Raw genomic sequence first — 15,013 nt, forward strand, 5'->3', positions numbered from 1 at the left:
TCACAGTGCGGGTGCGTGGGGGTTTTGCGCAGTTCCCGCGCCCCCGGTCGGGGGGCCGGCGTTCGTCTCACGGTGTGGGGGTTCGCGCCGTTCCCTGCGGCCCTTCTTGGGTGGGGCTTCACTGTGGGGGGCGGGTTCTGGGGATGGTCACTGTTGCCTTGAGGCCTGTCGGGATGTTGTGGGCGTAGGTGATCGTTCCGCCGCCCGCTGCCAGGAGGACCCGGGTGATCGACAGGCCGAGGCCGGAGCCCTTGATGTTCTGGTGCGCGGGGCTGCGCCAGAAGCGGTCGCCCACGCGGGTGAGTTCCTCGTCGCCGAGGCCGGGGCCCTCGTCGGTGACGGCCACCGTGACGCTCTGGCCGGCCGCCTCGACCTCCACGCGGACGCACGCCCCCGACGGCGTGAACTTCACCGCGTTGTCGATGACCGCGTCCAGCGCGCTGGACAGGGTCACGGCGTCGGCCCAGCCGGTGGTGGGCGGACAGGACCCGGTCAGCCGTACGCCCTTGGCCTCGGCCACGGGCCCCCAGGCGGCCACCCGTTCGGCGGTCAGGGCACCGAGGTCGGTCACCTGGAGGTCGGCTTCGGCGTGCTCGGCCAGGGCCAGGTCGAGCAGGTCGTCCAGGACCTGGGCCAGGCGCTTGCCCTCGGTGCGGACCGAGGCGATCTCCTCGTTGCCCTCGGGCATCTCCAGCGCGAGCAGCTCGATGCGCAGCAGCAGCGCGGAGAGCGGGTTGCGCAGCTGGTGGGAGGCGTCGGCGACGAACGCCCGCTGCTGTTCCAGGACTTCCTCGACGTTGTCGGCCATCTCGTTGAACGACCGGGCCAGCCGACGCAGTTCCGGTGGTCCGCCGGCGGCGGCGACCCGGGACTTGAGGCGGCCGGTCGCGATGTCGTGGGTGGTCGCGTCCAGGACCCGCACGGGCCTGAGCACCCAGCCGGTCAGGCGCAGCGCGGCCCCCACCGCGAGCAGCATCGCGGCGATCTCGCCCGCGCCGATGAGCAGCCAGCCGTGCAGGATGTTGGACCGCATCTGCCCGGTGGGCGAGTCGGTGACGACGACGGCGACCACGTCACCGTCGCGGATCACCGGGGAGGCGACGACCAGCCGGGTCCGCTGCCAGGGCCAGACCTGCTCGGGGTCATGGCTGCGGCGCCCCAGCAGGGCCTCGTTGAAGGCGTCACGGCCCTCCCCCCGCTGCGGTAGGTACCAGCCCTCGGGCGCGTGGGCCATGGGGGCGTCGTCGCGGTAGTAGACGCCCGCCTTGATGCCGTACACGCTGTAGTACGAGGCGAGTTCCTGGCGCAGGGTCTCGCCGCGTTCGTCCTGCGACGTCTCCGCCGTGTCCGTCGTGCGGGAGGCGGCCGTGGGCCGCTCCGTGACGAACTGCGCGAGGGCCGCGAAGCGGGCGGTGTCGTCGATGCGGTCGACGACGACGCGCTGCTGCTGGGCGGCGGCGATGCTCACCGCGAGCGGCAGGCCGAGCGCGAGCAGCACCGCCGCGAGCAGGACGATGAGCAGCGGAAGCAGTCGTGCGCGCATCCGTCCCCGTCAGGCGGCCGGGGCGACGAGCCGGTAGCCGACGCCGCGGACGGTCTCGATCAGCGCGGGCATGCGCAGCTTCGCGCGCAGGGAGGCGACATGCACCTCCAGGGTGCGGCCGGTCCCCTCCCAGCTGGTCTCCCACACCTCGCTGATGATCTGCTCGCGCCGGAACACGATGCCGGGACGCTGGGCGAGCAGCGCCAGCAGATCGAACTCCTTGCGCGTCAGCTGGACGACCGCCCCGTCCACGCTGACCTTGCGGGTGGGAAGCTCGATGTGCACGGAGCCGAGGCGCAGCGCCGTCTCGGTGGCGCCGGTGTCGTCGAGGCTCGGGGTGCGGCGGCTGACGGCGTGGATGCGCGCGAGCAGCTCCCCGGTGTCGTACGGCTTGACCACGTAGTCGTCGGCGCCGAGGTTGAGGCCGTGGATGCGGGAGCGCACGTCGGACCGCGCGGTGACCATGATCACCGGTGTGCTGGTGCGCTTGCGGATCTTGCTGCAGACCTCGTAGCCGTCCTGGTCGGGCAGGCCGAGGTCGAGCAGCACGACGCCGAAGCAGGCGCTCTCGGGGACGACGAGTGCCTTGAGCGCCTCCTCGCCGCTGCGGGCGTGGGTGACCTCGAAGCCGTGCCGGGACAGCACCGCGGACAGGGCCGCCGCCACATGGTTGTCGTCCTCGACGAGAAGAAGTCTCATGTCCGGCCCCCTCCGGTTCCTCGGTCCTACGGTCCTCGCTGCCTGCCGGTGCCGACAAGGCCACACCGGTAGGCGTCGCCCACGCGAACGCACGCGCCCTCGCGCGTGCACCCTGGCAGTCACGCCGATGAACAAGGACGACGTCAAGCGGCATCCGGTTGCGCGCGGCTTCCGTTATCCAGCCGGTACGTGCCCGAAGGGCCCGCACTACCGCTCGTATCCAGCCGCTACCCGATCGTGATGCTCAGATCTCCCTCAGATGTGATGACGCTGGTCATCAGCCCTCACTACTGTCCTCCGAAACCGAGCGAGGACGGAGCCAATCAGCATATGACCGAAGTATCGGTGGCTAAGGACGCGGGGTCCGCGACCGACGACCTCGTCGTCCTGAGCAGCGTCGACAAGCACTTCGGTGCCCTGCACGTGCTCCAGGACATCGACCTGACCGTCACCCGTGGCGAGGTCGTCGTGGTCATCGGCCCCTCGGGGTCGGGCAAGTCCACCCTGTGCCGCACCATCAACCGCCTGGAGACCGTCGACTCCGGCCAGATCCTGATCGACGGCAAGCCGCTGCCCCAGGAGGGCAGGGAGCTGGCCCGGCTGCGCGCCGACGTCGGCATGGTCTTCCAGTCCTTCAATCTGTTCGCGCACAAGACGGTGCTCGAGAACGTGATGCTCGGCCAGATCAAGGTCCGCAGGACGGACAAGAAGACCGCCGAGCAGAAGGCGCGGGCCCTGCTCGACCGGGTGGGCGTGGGAACCCAGGCGGACAAGTACCCCGCGCAGCTCTCCGGTGGCCAGCAGCAGCGCGTCGCCATCGCCCGCGCCCTGGCGATGGACCCCAAGGTGATGCTGTTCGACGAGCCGACCTCGGCCCTGGACCCCGAGATGATCAACGAGGTCCTGGAGGTCATGCGGCAGCTCGCCCAGGAGGGCATGACCATGGTCGTGGTCACCCACGAGATGGGCTTCGCCCGCTCGGCCGCGAACCGGGTCGTCTTCATGGCCGACGGCCGCATCGTCGAAGAGGCCACCCCGGACCAGTTCTTCAGCAATCCGCGCAGCGACCGGGCCAAGGACTTCCTGTCGAAGATCCTGCACCACTGACGGCTCCAGCCCGCGTGCTCCCGCGCCGCCCGCACGCACCGGCCCCCTGACCGCACCCCCGCACCACTTCGCCACCACCCAAAGGACGTTCACCATGAAGCTCCGCAAGGTCACCGCAGCCTCGGCCGCCGTTCTCGCCCTCGCCGTCGCGGCGACCGCGTGCAGTTCCAAGGACAAGAGCGACGGCGGTTCCGGGGGCGGCAAGAAGATCGCGATCGGCATCAAGTTCGACCAGCCCGGCATCGGCCAGAAGACGCCGCAGGGTTACGCGGGCTTCGACGTCGACGTCGCGAAGTACGTGGCCAAGAAGCTCGGTTACAGCGAGAACCAGATCGAGTGGAAGGAGTCCAAGAGCGCCGACCGCGAGACCATGCTCCAGCGCGGGGACGTCGACTTCATCGTGGCCTCGTACTCGATCACCCCGGCCCGTCAGGAGAAGGTCGACTTCGCCGGCCCCTACCTGCTGGCCCACCAGGACGTGCTGGTGCGCGCCGACGACGACAAGATCAAGGCGCCGTCGGACCTCAACAAGAAGAACCTGTGCTCCGTGACCGGTTCGACCTCGGCGCAGAACGTCCACGACAAGCTGGCGCCCAAGGCCAACCTCCAGCAGTACCCGACGTACTCGGCCTGCCTGTCCGGCCTGCAGAACAAGGCCATCGACGCGCTGACCACGGACGACGCGATCCTCGCCGGCTACGCCTCGCAGGCCCAGTTCAAGGGCAGGTTCAAGCTCGGCGGCTTCAAGATGACGAACGAGAACTACGGCATCGGCGTCAAGAAGGGCAGCGACCTCAAGGCGAAGATCAACAAGGCCCTCGAGGACATGGTCGCCGACCACTCGTGGGACAAGGCCGTCAAGGACAACTTCGGCCCCGCCGACTACAAGAACGAGCCCGCGCCGAAGATCGGCGACATCAAGAGCTGAGTCAGCGCAGTCGGCGCCCGAGCACGCGGCGCCTGACACGGGTGCGCCGCCCACCGGGGGCGGCGCACCGGAGCCAGTCCACACGCGGAAGCGCGGGAGATCGTGTTCGACTTTCTTGAAGGTTACGACCTGCTGGGAGCCTTCTGGGTGACGCTTCAGCTCACCCTGCTCTCGGCCGCCGGTTCCCTGATATGGGGCACCCTGCTGGCCGCCATGCGTGTCGGCCCGGTGCCGCTGATGCGCGGCTTCGGCACCGCGTACGTCAACATCGTGCGGAACACGCCGCTGACGGTGATCATCCTGTTCACCTCACTGGGCCTCAACCAGACGCTCCAGATCAGCCTCGGCGCGCACAACGACTTCGCCACCGCCAACTTCCGTCTGGCGGTGCTGGGTCTGACCGCCTACACCTCGGCGTTCGTCTGCGAGGCGATCCGCGCCGGCATCAACACCGTGCCGGTCGGCCAGGCGGAGGCGGCTCGTGCCCTCGGACTGAGCTTCACCCAGGTGCTGACGATGATCGTGCTGCCGCAGGCGTTCCGCTCGGTCGTCGGCCCCCTGACCAACGTCCTGATCGCGCTGACCAAGAACACCACCGTGGCCGCCGCGATCGGTGTGGCCGAGGCGGCCCTGCTGATGAAGAAGATGCTGGAGAACGAGGCACAACTGCTGCTGATCTCCGCGGTGTTCGCGTTCGGCTTCGTGTGTCTGACCCTGCCGACCGGTCTGTTGCTCAACTGGGTGGGCAAGAAGGTGGCGGTGAAGCGATGAGTTCCGTGCTGTACGACGCGCAGGGCCCCCGGGCCAAGAGGCGCAACCTCGTCGTGTCGGCCGTGTTCCTGCTGGTCCTCGCCGCGGTCGGCTGGTGGGTCGTCAAGAGCCTGAACGACAAGGAACAGCTCGACTGGGAGAAGTGGAAGCCGTTCTTCTCCGGCACCGAGGCGTGGACCACCTACATCCTCCCCGGTCTGCAGAACACCCTGCTGGCGGCGGCCGCCTCGATGGTGATCGCGCTGCCGCTCGGCGCGGTCTTCGGTATCGCGCGGCTCTCCGACCACGTGTGGATCCGCGTCCCGGCCGCCGTGGTCGTGGAGTTCTTCCGCGCCATCCCCGTGCTGATGCTGATGGTCTTCGGCATGGCGGCGTACTCCTCGTACTCCGACCTCAGTTCGGACGACCGCCCGCTGTACGCCGTCGCCACCGGCCTGGTGCTCTACAACGCCTCGGTGCTGGCGGAGATCGTGCGGGCCGGCATCCTGTCCCTGCCCAAGGGCCAGACGGAGGCGGCGCACGCCATCGGTCTGCGCAAGACCCAGACCATGACGTCGATCCTGCTGCCGCAGTCCGTCACCGCGATGCTGCCCGCCATCGTCAGCCAGGTCGTCGTGATCGTGAAGGACACCGCGATCGGCGGAGCGGTCCTCACCTTCCCCGAGCTGCTGTCGTCGGCCAGCACGATGAGTTCCTACTACGGCGCCAACGTCATCGCCAGCTTCACGATCGTGGCCGTGATCTTCATCGTCCTCAACTTCTCCCTGACGTCGTTCGCGGGCTGGCTGGAGCGACGGCTGCGGCGGGCCAAGAAGTCGACCGGAGCGGTGGTCGCGCCGGGCATGGCGGCGGACATCCGGGAAGCGGAGTCGACGGGCACCAGCGGAGCCATGCTCTGACAACCGGTCATATGGCGTGAACAGCACGGAGGCGGTGGCGCGCGCGCCACCGCCTCCGTCGCGTCCGCCACCGCCTCCGTCGCTTGACGGGCGCACCAGCAGTGGGTTGCATACGTTCTGTGATCGCGCACCCTGCTCCCACCACCTGTTCACCCATGTCCCCTGGGGCACAGCCGAGGGCAGGGGGCGCCGCGCCGTGGACCCGGTGATCATCGTCGGGGCAGGGCCCGTGGGGCTCGCGCTCGCGCTCGCGCTGGCCCGTCAGGAAGTCCCGTCCGTCCTCCTGGACGAGGGCCCGGGCAAGGACGAGCAGCGGGCGGCGCGCACCGTGGTGCTGCGCGAGGACACCGCCGATCTGGTGGCACGGCTGGCCGGGACACCCCTGGCCGGGGCCGGACTGCGCTGGACCGGATGGCGCGCGATGCGGCGCGGCCAGACCACACGGAAGGCCGCCTTCACGGCCGGGGGCGACGAGGCGGAGGGGCCCGAGGAGGACCACGGCACCGCCGCCGGCGCCCGCACGGGTACGGCCCAGGACCCCGTCGAGTCCGAGGGCCCCGCCCCCCTGCACATCGCCCAGCACCGGCTGACCGGCGCCCTGCGCGAGGCCGTCGCCGGTGAACCTCTCGTCGACGTCGCCCTGGACAGCCGTTTCGACTCCCTCGAACAGGAGTCGTCGGGCGTCACGGCGCACACCCGCGGCCCGCGGGGCACCTGGTGGCGCGGCAGCTACCTGGTCGGCTGCGACGGCCCCCGCTCGACGGTGCGCAAACTCCTGGACATCCGCTTCCCGGGCCGCACGGCCGTGGAGCGCCACGCCGTGGCCGCGCTGCGCACCGAACTGCCGTGGCCCGGCGAGGCGCTGCTGCACCGAGCGCCGCCCTGGCGGTTCACCGGCCCCTCGGGCGGCGAGGTCTCCGCACGCCCCCTGCCCGACGGGGTGTGGCGCCTGGACTGGCTGCTGCCACCGGGCAAGGACCTGGTCACCCCGGAACTGCTGGTGGCCCGGGTCCGGGAGACGCTCGCGGGCTGGCAGGGCGGCACCGCCGTGCCCTACGACCTGCTGGACACCGGCGTCCACACCGTGCACCACCGGCTCGCCCGCCGCTGGCGCTCCGGCCGGGTCTTCCTCGCCGGGGACGCCGCGCATCTGCTGGGCGCGCTCGGCACACAGGGGCTGGACGAGAGCCTGCGGGACGTCGACAACCTCGCCTGGAAGCTGGCGCTCGCCTGGCACCACGGCCCCCACGAGGCGCTGCTCGACAGCTACCAGACCGAGCGCCGCGCCGTGGTCGCCGCCCGACTGCGCGCCGCCGACCAGGCCTTGCCGCTGCTGCGCGGGCACTCGGGACTGCGGTCCTATCTGCCGGGGTCCGCCCGTGGGCATGACGCGCTGCTGGCGGACGGTCATCTGGGGCGCGGCCCGCTCGGTGCGCCGGGGGCGTACGCAGCCTCACCGCTGACGCCCTCGCCCACCGAGTGCGCGGCGCCGGTGGGCACCGCGCTCGGGGCCCCGGCCGTGGACGTCCGGGTGACGGCCGAGGACGGTTCGCTGGTGCGGCTGCGCGACCGGCTGGGGCGCGGACCGCTGCTGGTGGTGCTGGTGGCGCCGGGCACGGGGGTGTGGGAGCGCAAACACTGGGTGACGGCCGGGATCATGCCCCGGTTGGCGGCGGCGGTGACGGCGCTTCCGCATGCCGCGGAACTCCTGGTCGCCGAGAGCTACCCGGGCGCCGCCCCCCACACGGTCCTCCTCATCCGCCCGGACGGCCATCTGGTCGCCGCCCTGAGCGGAGTGCGCCCGGCGGACCTGTATCAGGCGGCGGAAACGGCACTGGGCGGCCCCGCGAAGACCGAGGCAGAGGCGGCGACGGCGCGCGGACGCTGAGGCTACGGGACCTCGCAGCCGGGTCGGGACCCCGCAGCCGGGTTCGGGGGCGGGTCTCCTGCGGGGGCGGGGGGCGCGAGTGCGTGGGCCGGGGGGCACGGGTGCGTGAGCCGGGGCGCGGGTGCGTGGGCGTCTCAGAAGCCATCGGTGAGGCCTCCTCCGGGGCGTGGGCCGGAGGCGCGGGGCGTGCGCCGGGGCTCGCGGTGGAGGCCCTCGCGGTCGGGTTCGGGGACGGGTCTCCTACGGGGCAAGGGGGCGCGGGCCGGGGCCGGGCGCGAGTACGTGGGCGTCTCAGAAGCCATCGGTGAGGCCTCCTCCGGGGCGTGCGCCGGGGCTCGCGGTGGAGGCCCTCGTAGTCGGGGCTCCACCGATGGCTCGGGGCGGCGGTGGCGGTGACCGGCGTGGCCGGAGGCCGGGAACGGTGGGAGACCCCGCGGTGGGGGTGTGTCCGGATGGTGACCGCCGGTTGACCGGCCCTGGCCTGCGTGGTCTACTCCGGATCGTGACCGACACCTGTGTGCGCCTGTGGCGGAGGGTCCATATGGACCTCCTCCGCTATGCGGGCTGCGTGTGTCGTCCGTCCTGCTGAACTCGCGACTCCCCGCCCGCGCACCGTGATTCCACCGGTGCGCGCCCCTGCGAACCCTCAGGACGGTACCCCTTGCCCGTGTCCTCCCCCAGCGCATCCGTCTCCGCCCGACCGCGCACTCCCACCCAGGCCGAACTCCTCGACTTCGCGCGCCGGACCGCCGCCGACACCACGTTGGTCGCCTCGCTCCCCCTGGACCCCGAGGGCCGTACCTGGGTACGTCTCGAAGGCCCCGGCGGCAGCGAGGCATGGCTGATCGGCTGGCCGCCCGGCACCGGCACCGGCTGGCACGACCACGCCGACTCGGTCGGAGCCTTCGTCACCGCTTCGGGCGAACTGCGGGAGAGCTCCCTCGCCGCCCGGCTGCCGTCCGACGGTTGGAAGACCCTGGAACTCACGGAGGGCGTGGACCGGGAACGGCTGCTGCCCACCGGCAGCGGGCGCTCCTTCGGTCGACACCATGTCCACGAGGTGCTCAACGCCTCCGCCGAGCGGCACGCCGTCTCGGTGCACGCCTACTACCCGCCCCTGCCCCGGATCCGCCGCTACAGCCGTACGGGCCAGGTGCTGCGCCTGGAGCAGGTCGAGCGCCCGGAGGACTGGCAGTGACCGCCGCACCCGAGGGCCCCACCGGCATCGACGAACTCCTGGAGAGGGTCCGCGAGACCCTGGACAGGGTGGAGGCGGTGCAGGCGTACGAGGCCGCGAGCTCGGGTGAGGCCCTGCTCGTGGACATCCGGTACGCGGCGCTGCGCGACCGTGACGGGTTGATCCCCGGCGCCCTCGTCGTGGAGCGCAACGAACTGGAGTGGCGCCTGGATCCGCGGGGGAGCCATCGTCTGCCCGAGGCCACGCGTCACGACCTGCGGGTGGTGGTCGTCTGCAACGAGGGCTACGCCTCCAGCCTGGCCGCCGCGTCGCTGCACGCGCTCGGCCTGCACCGTGCCACGGATCTGGTGGGCGGCTTCCAGGCCTGGAGGGCGGCGGGACTCCCGGTCAGCACGTCCTAGTACGGCGCCGACCGAGGCCCTCCCGGCCCTCGGCCATGTGCTCCGGCCCGCCCCCGGCCCGGGGCACACCGCGTCAGAACCCCCCGCCCTCCAGCCCCTCGGTGTCCTCCCCCTCCTCCTCCAGCGCCTGACGGACCACCCGCAGGGCCATGCCCTCGGGGTAGCCCTTGCGGGCGAGCATGCCCGCGAGGCGGCGCAGCCGCTTGTCGCGGTCGAGGCCACGCGTCGCGCGCAGCTTGCGAGCGACGAGTTCGCGCGCGGTGGCCTCCTCCTGCTCGCTGTCGAGCTGCCCCACGGCCTCGTCGATCAACGCGGAGTCCACCCCCTTGGTCCGCAACTCCCGCGCAAGCGCCCGGCGGGCGAGCCCCCGGCCGTGGTGGCGGGACTCCACCCATGCGTCAGCGAAGGCGCCGTCGTCGATCAGGCCCACGTCCTCGAACCGTGACAGGACCTCGTCGGCCACCTCCTCGGGTATCTCCCGCTTGCGCAAGGCGTCCGCGAGCTGCTTGCGCGTGCGCGGGGTCCCGGTGAGCAGGCGCAGACAGATCGCCCGCGCCCGTTCGGCCGGGTCTCCCGAGGACTCGCCCTCCTTCGCCCTCGGGGAGGAAGCGGAGCCTGAGTCCTGTGCGCCGTCGGCGGGTTCCCCGAAACCGCGACGCCGCCCTCGCCCCCGTCCGCCGCGTGCACGATCGTCACGCGGCGCGTCCTCCTCGTACGCTCCCGCGCCCCCGCGCAGGTCGTCGCCTTCCCCGTCCCCGCCCCCGACGGCCCTTCCGTCGCCCCCGTTCCCCCTCGGCCTCGGGGCGACGGAATCGGTGAACTCCGCCCAGTCGGTTCGCCGTGTCATGGGTCAGCTCTTGGCCGCGGGCGCCTTGGCCTTGGTGGCCTTGGCCGCTGTGGCGGGGGCCGGCTTGGCGGAGTCCTCGGCCGGGGCGGCACCGGCGGCGTCCGCGCCGGGCTCGGCGGCGGGCTCCTCCGGACGCACGCCGACGCCCAGCTTCTCCTTGATCTTCTTCTCGATCTCGTTGGCCAGGTCGGGGTTGTCCTTCAGGAAGTTGCGCGCGTTCTCCTTACCCTGGCCGAGCTGGTCGCCCTCGTACGTGTACCAGGCGCCGGCCTTGCGGACGAAGCCGTGCTCCACGCCCATGTCGATCAGACCGCCCTCGCGGCTGATGCCCTGCCCGTAGAGGATGTCGAACTCGGCCTGCTTGAAGGGCGGGGCGACCTTGTTCTTGACGACCTTGCAGCGCGTGCGGTTGCCGACCGCCTCCGTGCCGTCCTTCAGGGTCTCGATACGGCGGATGTCGATGCGCACCGAGGCGTAGAACTTCAGCGCCCGGCCACCCGTCGTGGTCTCCGGCGAGCCGAACATCACGCCGATCTTCTCGCGCAGCTGGTTGATGAAGATCGCGGTGGTCTTCGACTGGTTGAGCGCGCTGGTGATCTTCCTCAGGGCCTGGCTCATCAGACGGGCCTGAAGGCCCACGTGCGAGTCGCCCATCTCGCCCTCGATCTCCGCACGCGGGACGAGCGCGGCGACGGAGTCGATGACGATGAGGTCCAGCGCGCCGGAGCGGACCAGCATGTCCACGATCTCCAGCGCCTGCTCGCCGTTGTCCGGCTGGGACAGGATCAGGTTGTCGATGTCGACGCCCAGCTTGCGCGCGTACTCGGGGTCGAGGGCGTGCTCGGCGTCGACGAAGGCGACCTGGCCGCCGGCCTTCTGCGCGTTCGCCACCGCGTGCAGGGTCAGCGTCGTCTTGCCGGAGGACTCCGGTCCGTAGATCTCCACCACGCGGCCGCGCGGCAGTCCGCCGACGCCGAGGGCCACGTCGAGCGCGGTCGACCCGGTCGGGATGACCTCGATGGGCTCCCTGGAGCGCTCGCCCATGCGCATGACGGCGCCCTTGCCGAATTGCCGTTCAATCTGTGCGAGCGCGGCGTCCAGCGCCTTCTCGCGGTCCGTGCCTGCCATGGGTTCCACCCGGTTTGCTTGAGTCGATCGCTTCACGCCAAAGACGCTAACGCCTACCACTGACAATGCGCCCCGACGCGGGTCCGGCCTGTGGACAACCAGGGCGCTTCCACAGGAAACCGCACCGAAATCCCCACCGTGAGCCTTGCCGGAACCCCCATGAGAATGGATGTTCGATTTTCGTGTCAAGCAGCCCCGCCCGACCCCGCTTACCCGCCTGATCGGCGATGAAAGAAACTGGGATCTTTCGGGGTACACGGGGAACAGCGGGGGCGACGAACGATGACGACGACAGGGACCGAGGTCGCGGGCGCGACGGACGAGCGGCCGGCGCCACGGCGGCCGAGAACCGGTCGGAACGTGCTGGTGGGTCTGGCCCTGCTCGTCGTCTCCGCGGCCGCCGCGCTGATCTGCTCTCTTGTCCTCACCAGCTGGCTGCCCGCCGACCAGGCCCGGTACCGGGAGTACGAGGCGGCCCGGGTGTGCCCCACCCGCGCGCCGGTCCCCCGTTGGGAGGACTGCCTGCGGAAGGTGGACCTCACCGTCGACAGCACCGACCTCGAGCCCAAGCACATGGGGGCGACCCTGCTCGGCCCGGAGCCCTTCCCACGGACCGTCGTGCCGTTCGGCGACCGGGGCCCCGTGCTGGCCGAACTGGATCCGCGGGACAAGGTCGTCGGCACCACGTGGCGCGGCGCCATCGTGACGATCACCCGCGGGGAGGATCGGCAGACCTCCTCCGACGCGCCTCGCGACGATCCCCAGATACCCGGCGCCGTGGGCACGTGGGCGGGGCTGCTGGCGGCGTTGGCGCTGATGTTCGGGGCGGTGCGGCTGGCCAGGCCGCGCGACCCCGGGTTCTTCACCTGGCGCCCGTACGGCAAGTGGCTCGTCATCGTCACGACGATCAGCTGCCCGGTCGTGGGCCTGTGCATCACGTGGGCGGGTCTTCCGTGGCCGTTCGTGCCCGCGATCTGCGGGACGGCCGTCGCCGTGACGGCGTTCTTCCTCCACCGGGACCTGCGGCTCGGGCGCGTGGGCCGACCGGAGTGACGGACGAGGCGCCCTCAGGCCCTCAGGAAGCGTCCTCCGTCCGCAGCAGCCGGCGCAGGCGCCCGGTGGGACTGCCTTGGCCCCGCCTGCGGTGCCCGTGGACACGGGGGTCGTCCGTGACGGCGTACCGCTTCACGTACGCCCCCAGGAACGCCTGGAGCGTGGCGACCGCGGGGATGGAGATCAGCGCGCCCACCGCACCCAGCAGAGCCGTGCCCGCGATGACCGACCCGAAGGCGACCGCGGGGTGGATGTCGACGGACCGGGCGGTCAGCTTGGGCTGCAGCATGTAGTTCTCGAACTGCTGGTAGACCACGACGAAGACCAGCACCCACACCGCGTACCAGGGCGCCACGGTGAAGGCGATCAGCATCGGCAGGGCCCCCGCCAGGTAGGTGCCGATGGTGGGGATGAACTGCGAGACCAGGCCGACCCAGACCGCGAGCACGGGCGCGTAGGGGATGCCGAGCGCCGCCAGCAGGATGTAGTGCGCGACGCCCGAGATCAGCGCCATCAGGCCGCGCGAGTAGAGGTAGCCGCCGGTCTTGTCGACGGCGATCTCCCAGGCGCGCAGCACCTCGGCCTGCCGGGCGGGTGGCAGCACCGAGCACAGGGCGCGCCGCAGCCGGGGCCCGTCGGCGGCGAAGTAGAACGAGAACAGCGCGATCGTCAGCAGCTGGAAGAGGCCGCCGAGGACCTGCGCGGAGACGTCCAGCACGCCGGTGGCGCTGTTCTGGACGTACTTCCTGAGCCAGTCGGAGTGGACCAGGCTGTCCTGTACGTCCACGCGCCTGAGCTTGGTGTGGAACGACGCGTTGATCCAGTGGACGACCGAGTCCAGGTACTGAGGAAATCCCTCGACCATCTTGATGATCTGGCCCGCGAGCATGGAGCCGAGCAGGGTGACGAACCCGGCCACCGCGATCGTCAACCCGAGGAACACCAGAAACGTCGCCAGCCCCCGGCGCAGGCCGTGCGCCGCCATCCAGCTCACCGCGGGTTCTATGGCGAGCGCCAGGAAGAACGCGATCAAGATGTTGATCAGCAGTCCGGTGACCTGGTGGAACGCCCAGCTGCCGAACTGGAACACGGCGACGAGGGAGAGGGCGAGCACCATGGCGCGCGGCAACCAGCGCGGCATGTGGGCGCCGGGCAGGGCGCCGCCACCGCCCGGGGGGCGGGCGGGCGGCGTCGTACCGAGCGGTGATTGCGTAGCTTGCGGTGAGTCCTGGTGAGGGACCTGCGCGGTGTCGTCTGTCGGGGCCACGGAGCAAGTCTCACCCACCTCGCCCGCATCCGGGGACGGCCGCCCCCTCTTCGAGACGCTTCAGCGCTTGTCGTACGGAACGTTCATGGTCGTGCACACGACGCGCCAGACGTCCTTGGCCTCCCAGCCGCCGTCCAGGGCACCGTGCACGGTGCGCCCGCCGAGCTCCGCCATCACATGATCGCGCGCGAAGGTTTCGGCGTACGCCTCACCGAAGTGATCCGCCATCCGCTGCCAGAAGACCGTCAACCGCATGACTCCAGTATCCCGCCCCTGAGAGTGGGCCCGGCCCATGGCCGCTCTCCCGAGCCGTGTTCCGTCCTACGGTCTGATCCATGGCCGAACCCGCAGCATCCCCGCTGTCCCCGACACCCCTCGCGCCCTCCCCGCGCTCCCGCGCCGAGCACTTCGTCTGGCTCACCGCGCGCGTGCTGGAGCAGCGGCGCTTCGCGTACCACTTCCTGGACGGCGAGGCCGACCCGGTGGAGACCGCGCTGGCCGCCTACCGCAATGCCGACGACGGATACGGTCACGCCCTCGAACCCGATCTGCGCGGCCCGGTCAGCCAGCCCCTGCACACCGCGCACGCACTGCGCGTGCTGGACTCGATCGGGCGCTGCGGCGGGCAGCGGGTGGAGCGGATGTGCCGCTATCTGACCGCCGTGTCCACCCCGGACGGCGCCCTCCCGGCGGTCCATCCCTCCCAGCGCGGCTATCCGGCCGCCCCCTTCGTGCCGGTGATCGACCATCCGCCGAGCGACCTGCTCGCCACGGGTCCCGTGGTGGGCCTGCTGCACCGGAACGACGTGTGGCACGCGTGGCTGTTCCGGGCCACCGACTTCTGCTGGCAGACGGTCGAACGCCTTCAGTCGTCGCATCCCTACGAGATCGAGGCGGCCGTGGCCTTCCTGGACTCGGTCCCCGACCGCTCGCGCGCCGAGAAGGCCGCCGACCGGCTGGGCCGCATGGTGCGCGAGCAGCGGCTCGCGGTCCTGGACCCGGACCACATGGACGCCTGTGCGGTGGCGCCCGGTTACGCCCCGGGTGAGCACCACTTCCCGTACGACTTCGCGCGCACCCCGGAATCCCTCGCGCGCGGGTGGTTCACCGACGAGGAGATGGCACGCGCGCTCGACCACCTCTCGGCCGATCAGCAGGAGGACGGCGGCTGGCCGATCCGGTGGCGCTCATGGGCTCCGGGCACCGCGCTGGAGTGCCGGCCCATGGTGACCATCGAGGCGCTGCGCACCCTGCGGTCGTACGGGCGCGTCATCGACTGAGACG

The 15,013-nt window shown here is 71.3% G+C and carries 16 protein-coding genes; 10 read left to right on the top strand and 6 right to left on the bottom strand.

The window, feature by feature from the left end:
- Positions 1–118 precede the first annotated feature (118 nt).
- Complete coding sequence (locus AB0C59_RS16110) at positions 119–1,543, bottom strand: HAMP domain-containing sensor histidine kinase (protein WP_363004845.1); 1,425 nt, start codon at positions 1,541–1,543, stop codon at positions 119–121.
- A 9-nt stretch (positions 1,544–1,552) separates the two neighbouring features.
- Complete coding sequence (locus AB0C59_RS16115) at positions 1,553–2,242, bottom strand: response regulator transcription factor (protein WP_363004847.1); 690 nt, start codon at positions 2,240–2,242, stop codon at positions 1,553–1,555.
- 330 nt (positions 2,243–2,572) lie between these two features.
- On the opposite strand from AB0C59_RS16115, the gene AB0C59_RS16120 reads away from it, so the two are divergent.
- From AB0C59_RS16120 to AB0C59_RS16155, 8 genes are all read left to right on the top strand, one after another.
- Positions 2,573–3,349 (top strand): amino acid ABC transporter ATP-binding protein, encoded by a 777-nt coding sequence (locus tag AB0C59_RS16120; protein WP_363004849.1) that lies wholly within the window; start codon positions 2,573–2,575, stop codon positions 3,347–3,349.
- A 94-nt stretch (positions 3,350–3,443) separates the two neighbouring features.
- Positions 3,444–4,277: a glutamate ABC transporter substrate-binding protein gene (locus AB0C59_RS16125; RefSeq protein WP_363004851.1), complete on the top strand. Its 834-nt coding sequence runs from the start codon at positions 3,444–3,446 to the stop codon at positions 4,275–4,277.
- Positions 4,278–4,379: 102 nt separating this feature from the next.
- Positions 4,380–5,048: an amino acid ABC transporter permease gene (locus tag AB0C59_RS16130; RefSeq protein ID WP_363004853.1), complete on the top strand. Its 669-nt coding sequence runs from the start codon at positions 4,380–4,382 to the stop codon at positions 5,046–5,048.
- On the top strand, positions 5,045–5,947 hold the full coding sequence (locus AB0C59_RS16135) for an amino acid ABC transporter permease (RefSeq protein WP_363004855.1): 903 nt from the start codon (positions 5,045–5,047) through the stop codon (positions 5,945–5,947). The genes AB0C59_RS16130 and AB0C59_RS16135 overlap by 4 nt, the downstream gene beginning before the upstream one ends.
- Before the next feature lie 196 nt (positions 5,948–6,143).
- On the top strand, positions 6,144–7,835 hold the full coding sequence (locus AB0C59_RS16140) for an FAD-dependent monooxygenase (protein ID WP_363004857.1): 1,692 nt from the start codon (positions 6,144–6,146) through the stop codon (positions 7,833–7,835).
- 370 nt (positions 7,836–8,205) lie between these two features.
- Positions 8,206–8,424, top strand: coding sequence for a putative leader peptide (locus AB0C59_RS16145; protein WP_363004859.1), 219 nt, complete (start codon positions 8,206–8,208; stop codon positions 8,422–8,424).
- A 72-nt stretch (positions 8,425–8,496) separates the two neighbouring features.
- Positions 8,497–9,033 (top strand): cysteine dioxygenase, encoded by a 537-nt coding sequence (locus AB0C59_RS16150; protein ID WP_363004861.1) that lies wholly within the window; start codon positions 8,497–8,499, stop codon positions 9,031–9,033.
- Complete coding sequence (locus AB0C59_RS16155; RefSeq protein WP_363004863.1) at positions 9,030–9,434, top strand: rhodanese-like domain-containing protein; 405 nt, start codon at positions 9,030–9,032, stop codon at positions 9,432–9,434. The genes AB0C59_RS16150 and AB0C59_RS16155 overlap by 4 nt, the downstream gene beginning before the upstream one ends.
- Before the next feature lie 73 nt (positions 9,435–9,507).
- Here AB0C59_RS16155 and recX read toward each other — a convergent pair whose 3' ends face one another.
- Positions 9,508–10,281, bottom strand: a complete 774-nt coding sequence (gene recX / locus AB0C59_RS16160) for a recombination regulator RecX (protein WP_363004865.1) — start codon at positions 10,279–10,281, stop codon at positions 9,508–9,510.
- Between the two features lie 3 nt (positions 10,282–10,284).
- The gene (recA, locus tag AB0C59_RS16165; RefSeq protein ID WP_363004867.1) at positions 10,285–11,409 is read right to left on the bottom strand and encodes a recombinase RecA; all 1,125 of its coding nucleotides are present in this window, start codon (positions 11,407–11,409) and stop codon (positions 10,285–10,287) included.
- Positions 11,410–11,691: 282 nt separating this feature from the next.
- Between recA and AB0C59_RS16170 the strand changes: the two genes are divergently transcribed.
- On the top strand, positions 11,692–12,462 hold the full coding sequence (locus AB0C59_RS16170; RefSeq protein WP_363004869.1) for a hypothetical protein: 771 nt from the start codon (positions 11,692–11,694) through the stop codon (positions 12,460–12,462).
- A 22-nt stretch (positions 12,463–12,484) separates the two neighbouring features.
- Here AB0C59_RS16170 and AB0C59_RS16175 read toward each other — a convergent pair whose 3' ends face one another.
- Together AB0C59_RS16175 and AB0C59_RS16180 are read right to left on the bottom strand one after the other, a co-directional pair.
- Entirely contained in the window at positions 12,485–13,729 is a 1,245-nt protein-coding gene (locus tag AB0C59_RS16175; protein ID WP_363004871.1) for an AI-2E family transporter, read from the bottom strand.
- A gap of 60 nt (positions 13,730–13,789) precedes the next feature.
- A complete protein-coding gene (locus tag AB0C59_RS16180; protein ID WP_363004873.1) occupies positions 13,790–13,984 on the bottom strand; it encodes a DUF3046 domain-containing protein in 195 nt (64 codons plus the stop codon).
- 80 nt (positions 13,985–14,064) lie between these two features.
- On the opposite strand from AB0C59_RS16180, the gene AB0C59_RS16185 reads away from it, so the two are divergent.
- Complete coding sequence (locus AB0C59_RS16185; protein WP_363004875.1) at positions 14,065–15,009, top strand: hypothetical protein; 945 nt, start codon at positions 14,065–14,067, stop codon at positions 15,007–15,009.
- The last annotated feature ends 4 nt before the right edge of the window (positions 15,010–15,013 follow it).

The organism is Streptomyces sp. NPDC048664 (assembly GCF_040650555.1).
GTDB lineage: Bacteria > Actinomycetota > Actinomycetes > Streptomycetales > Streptomycetaceae > Streptomyces.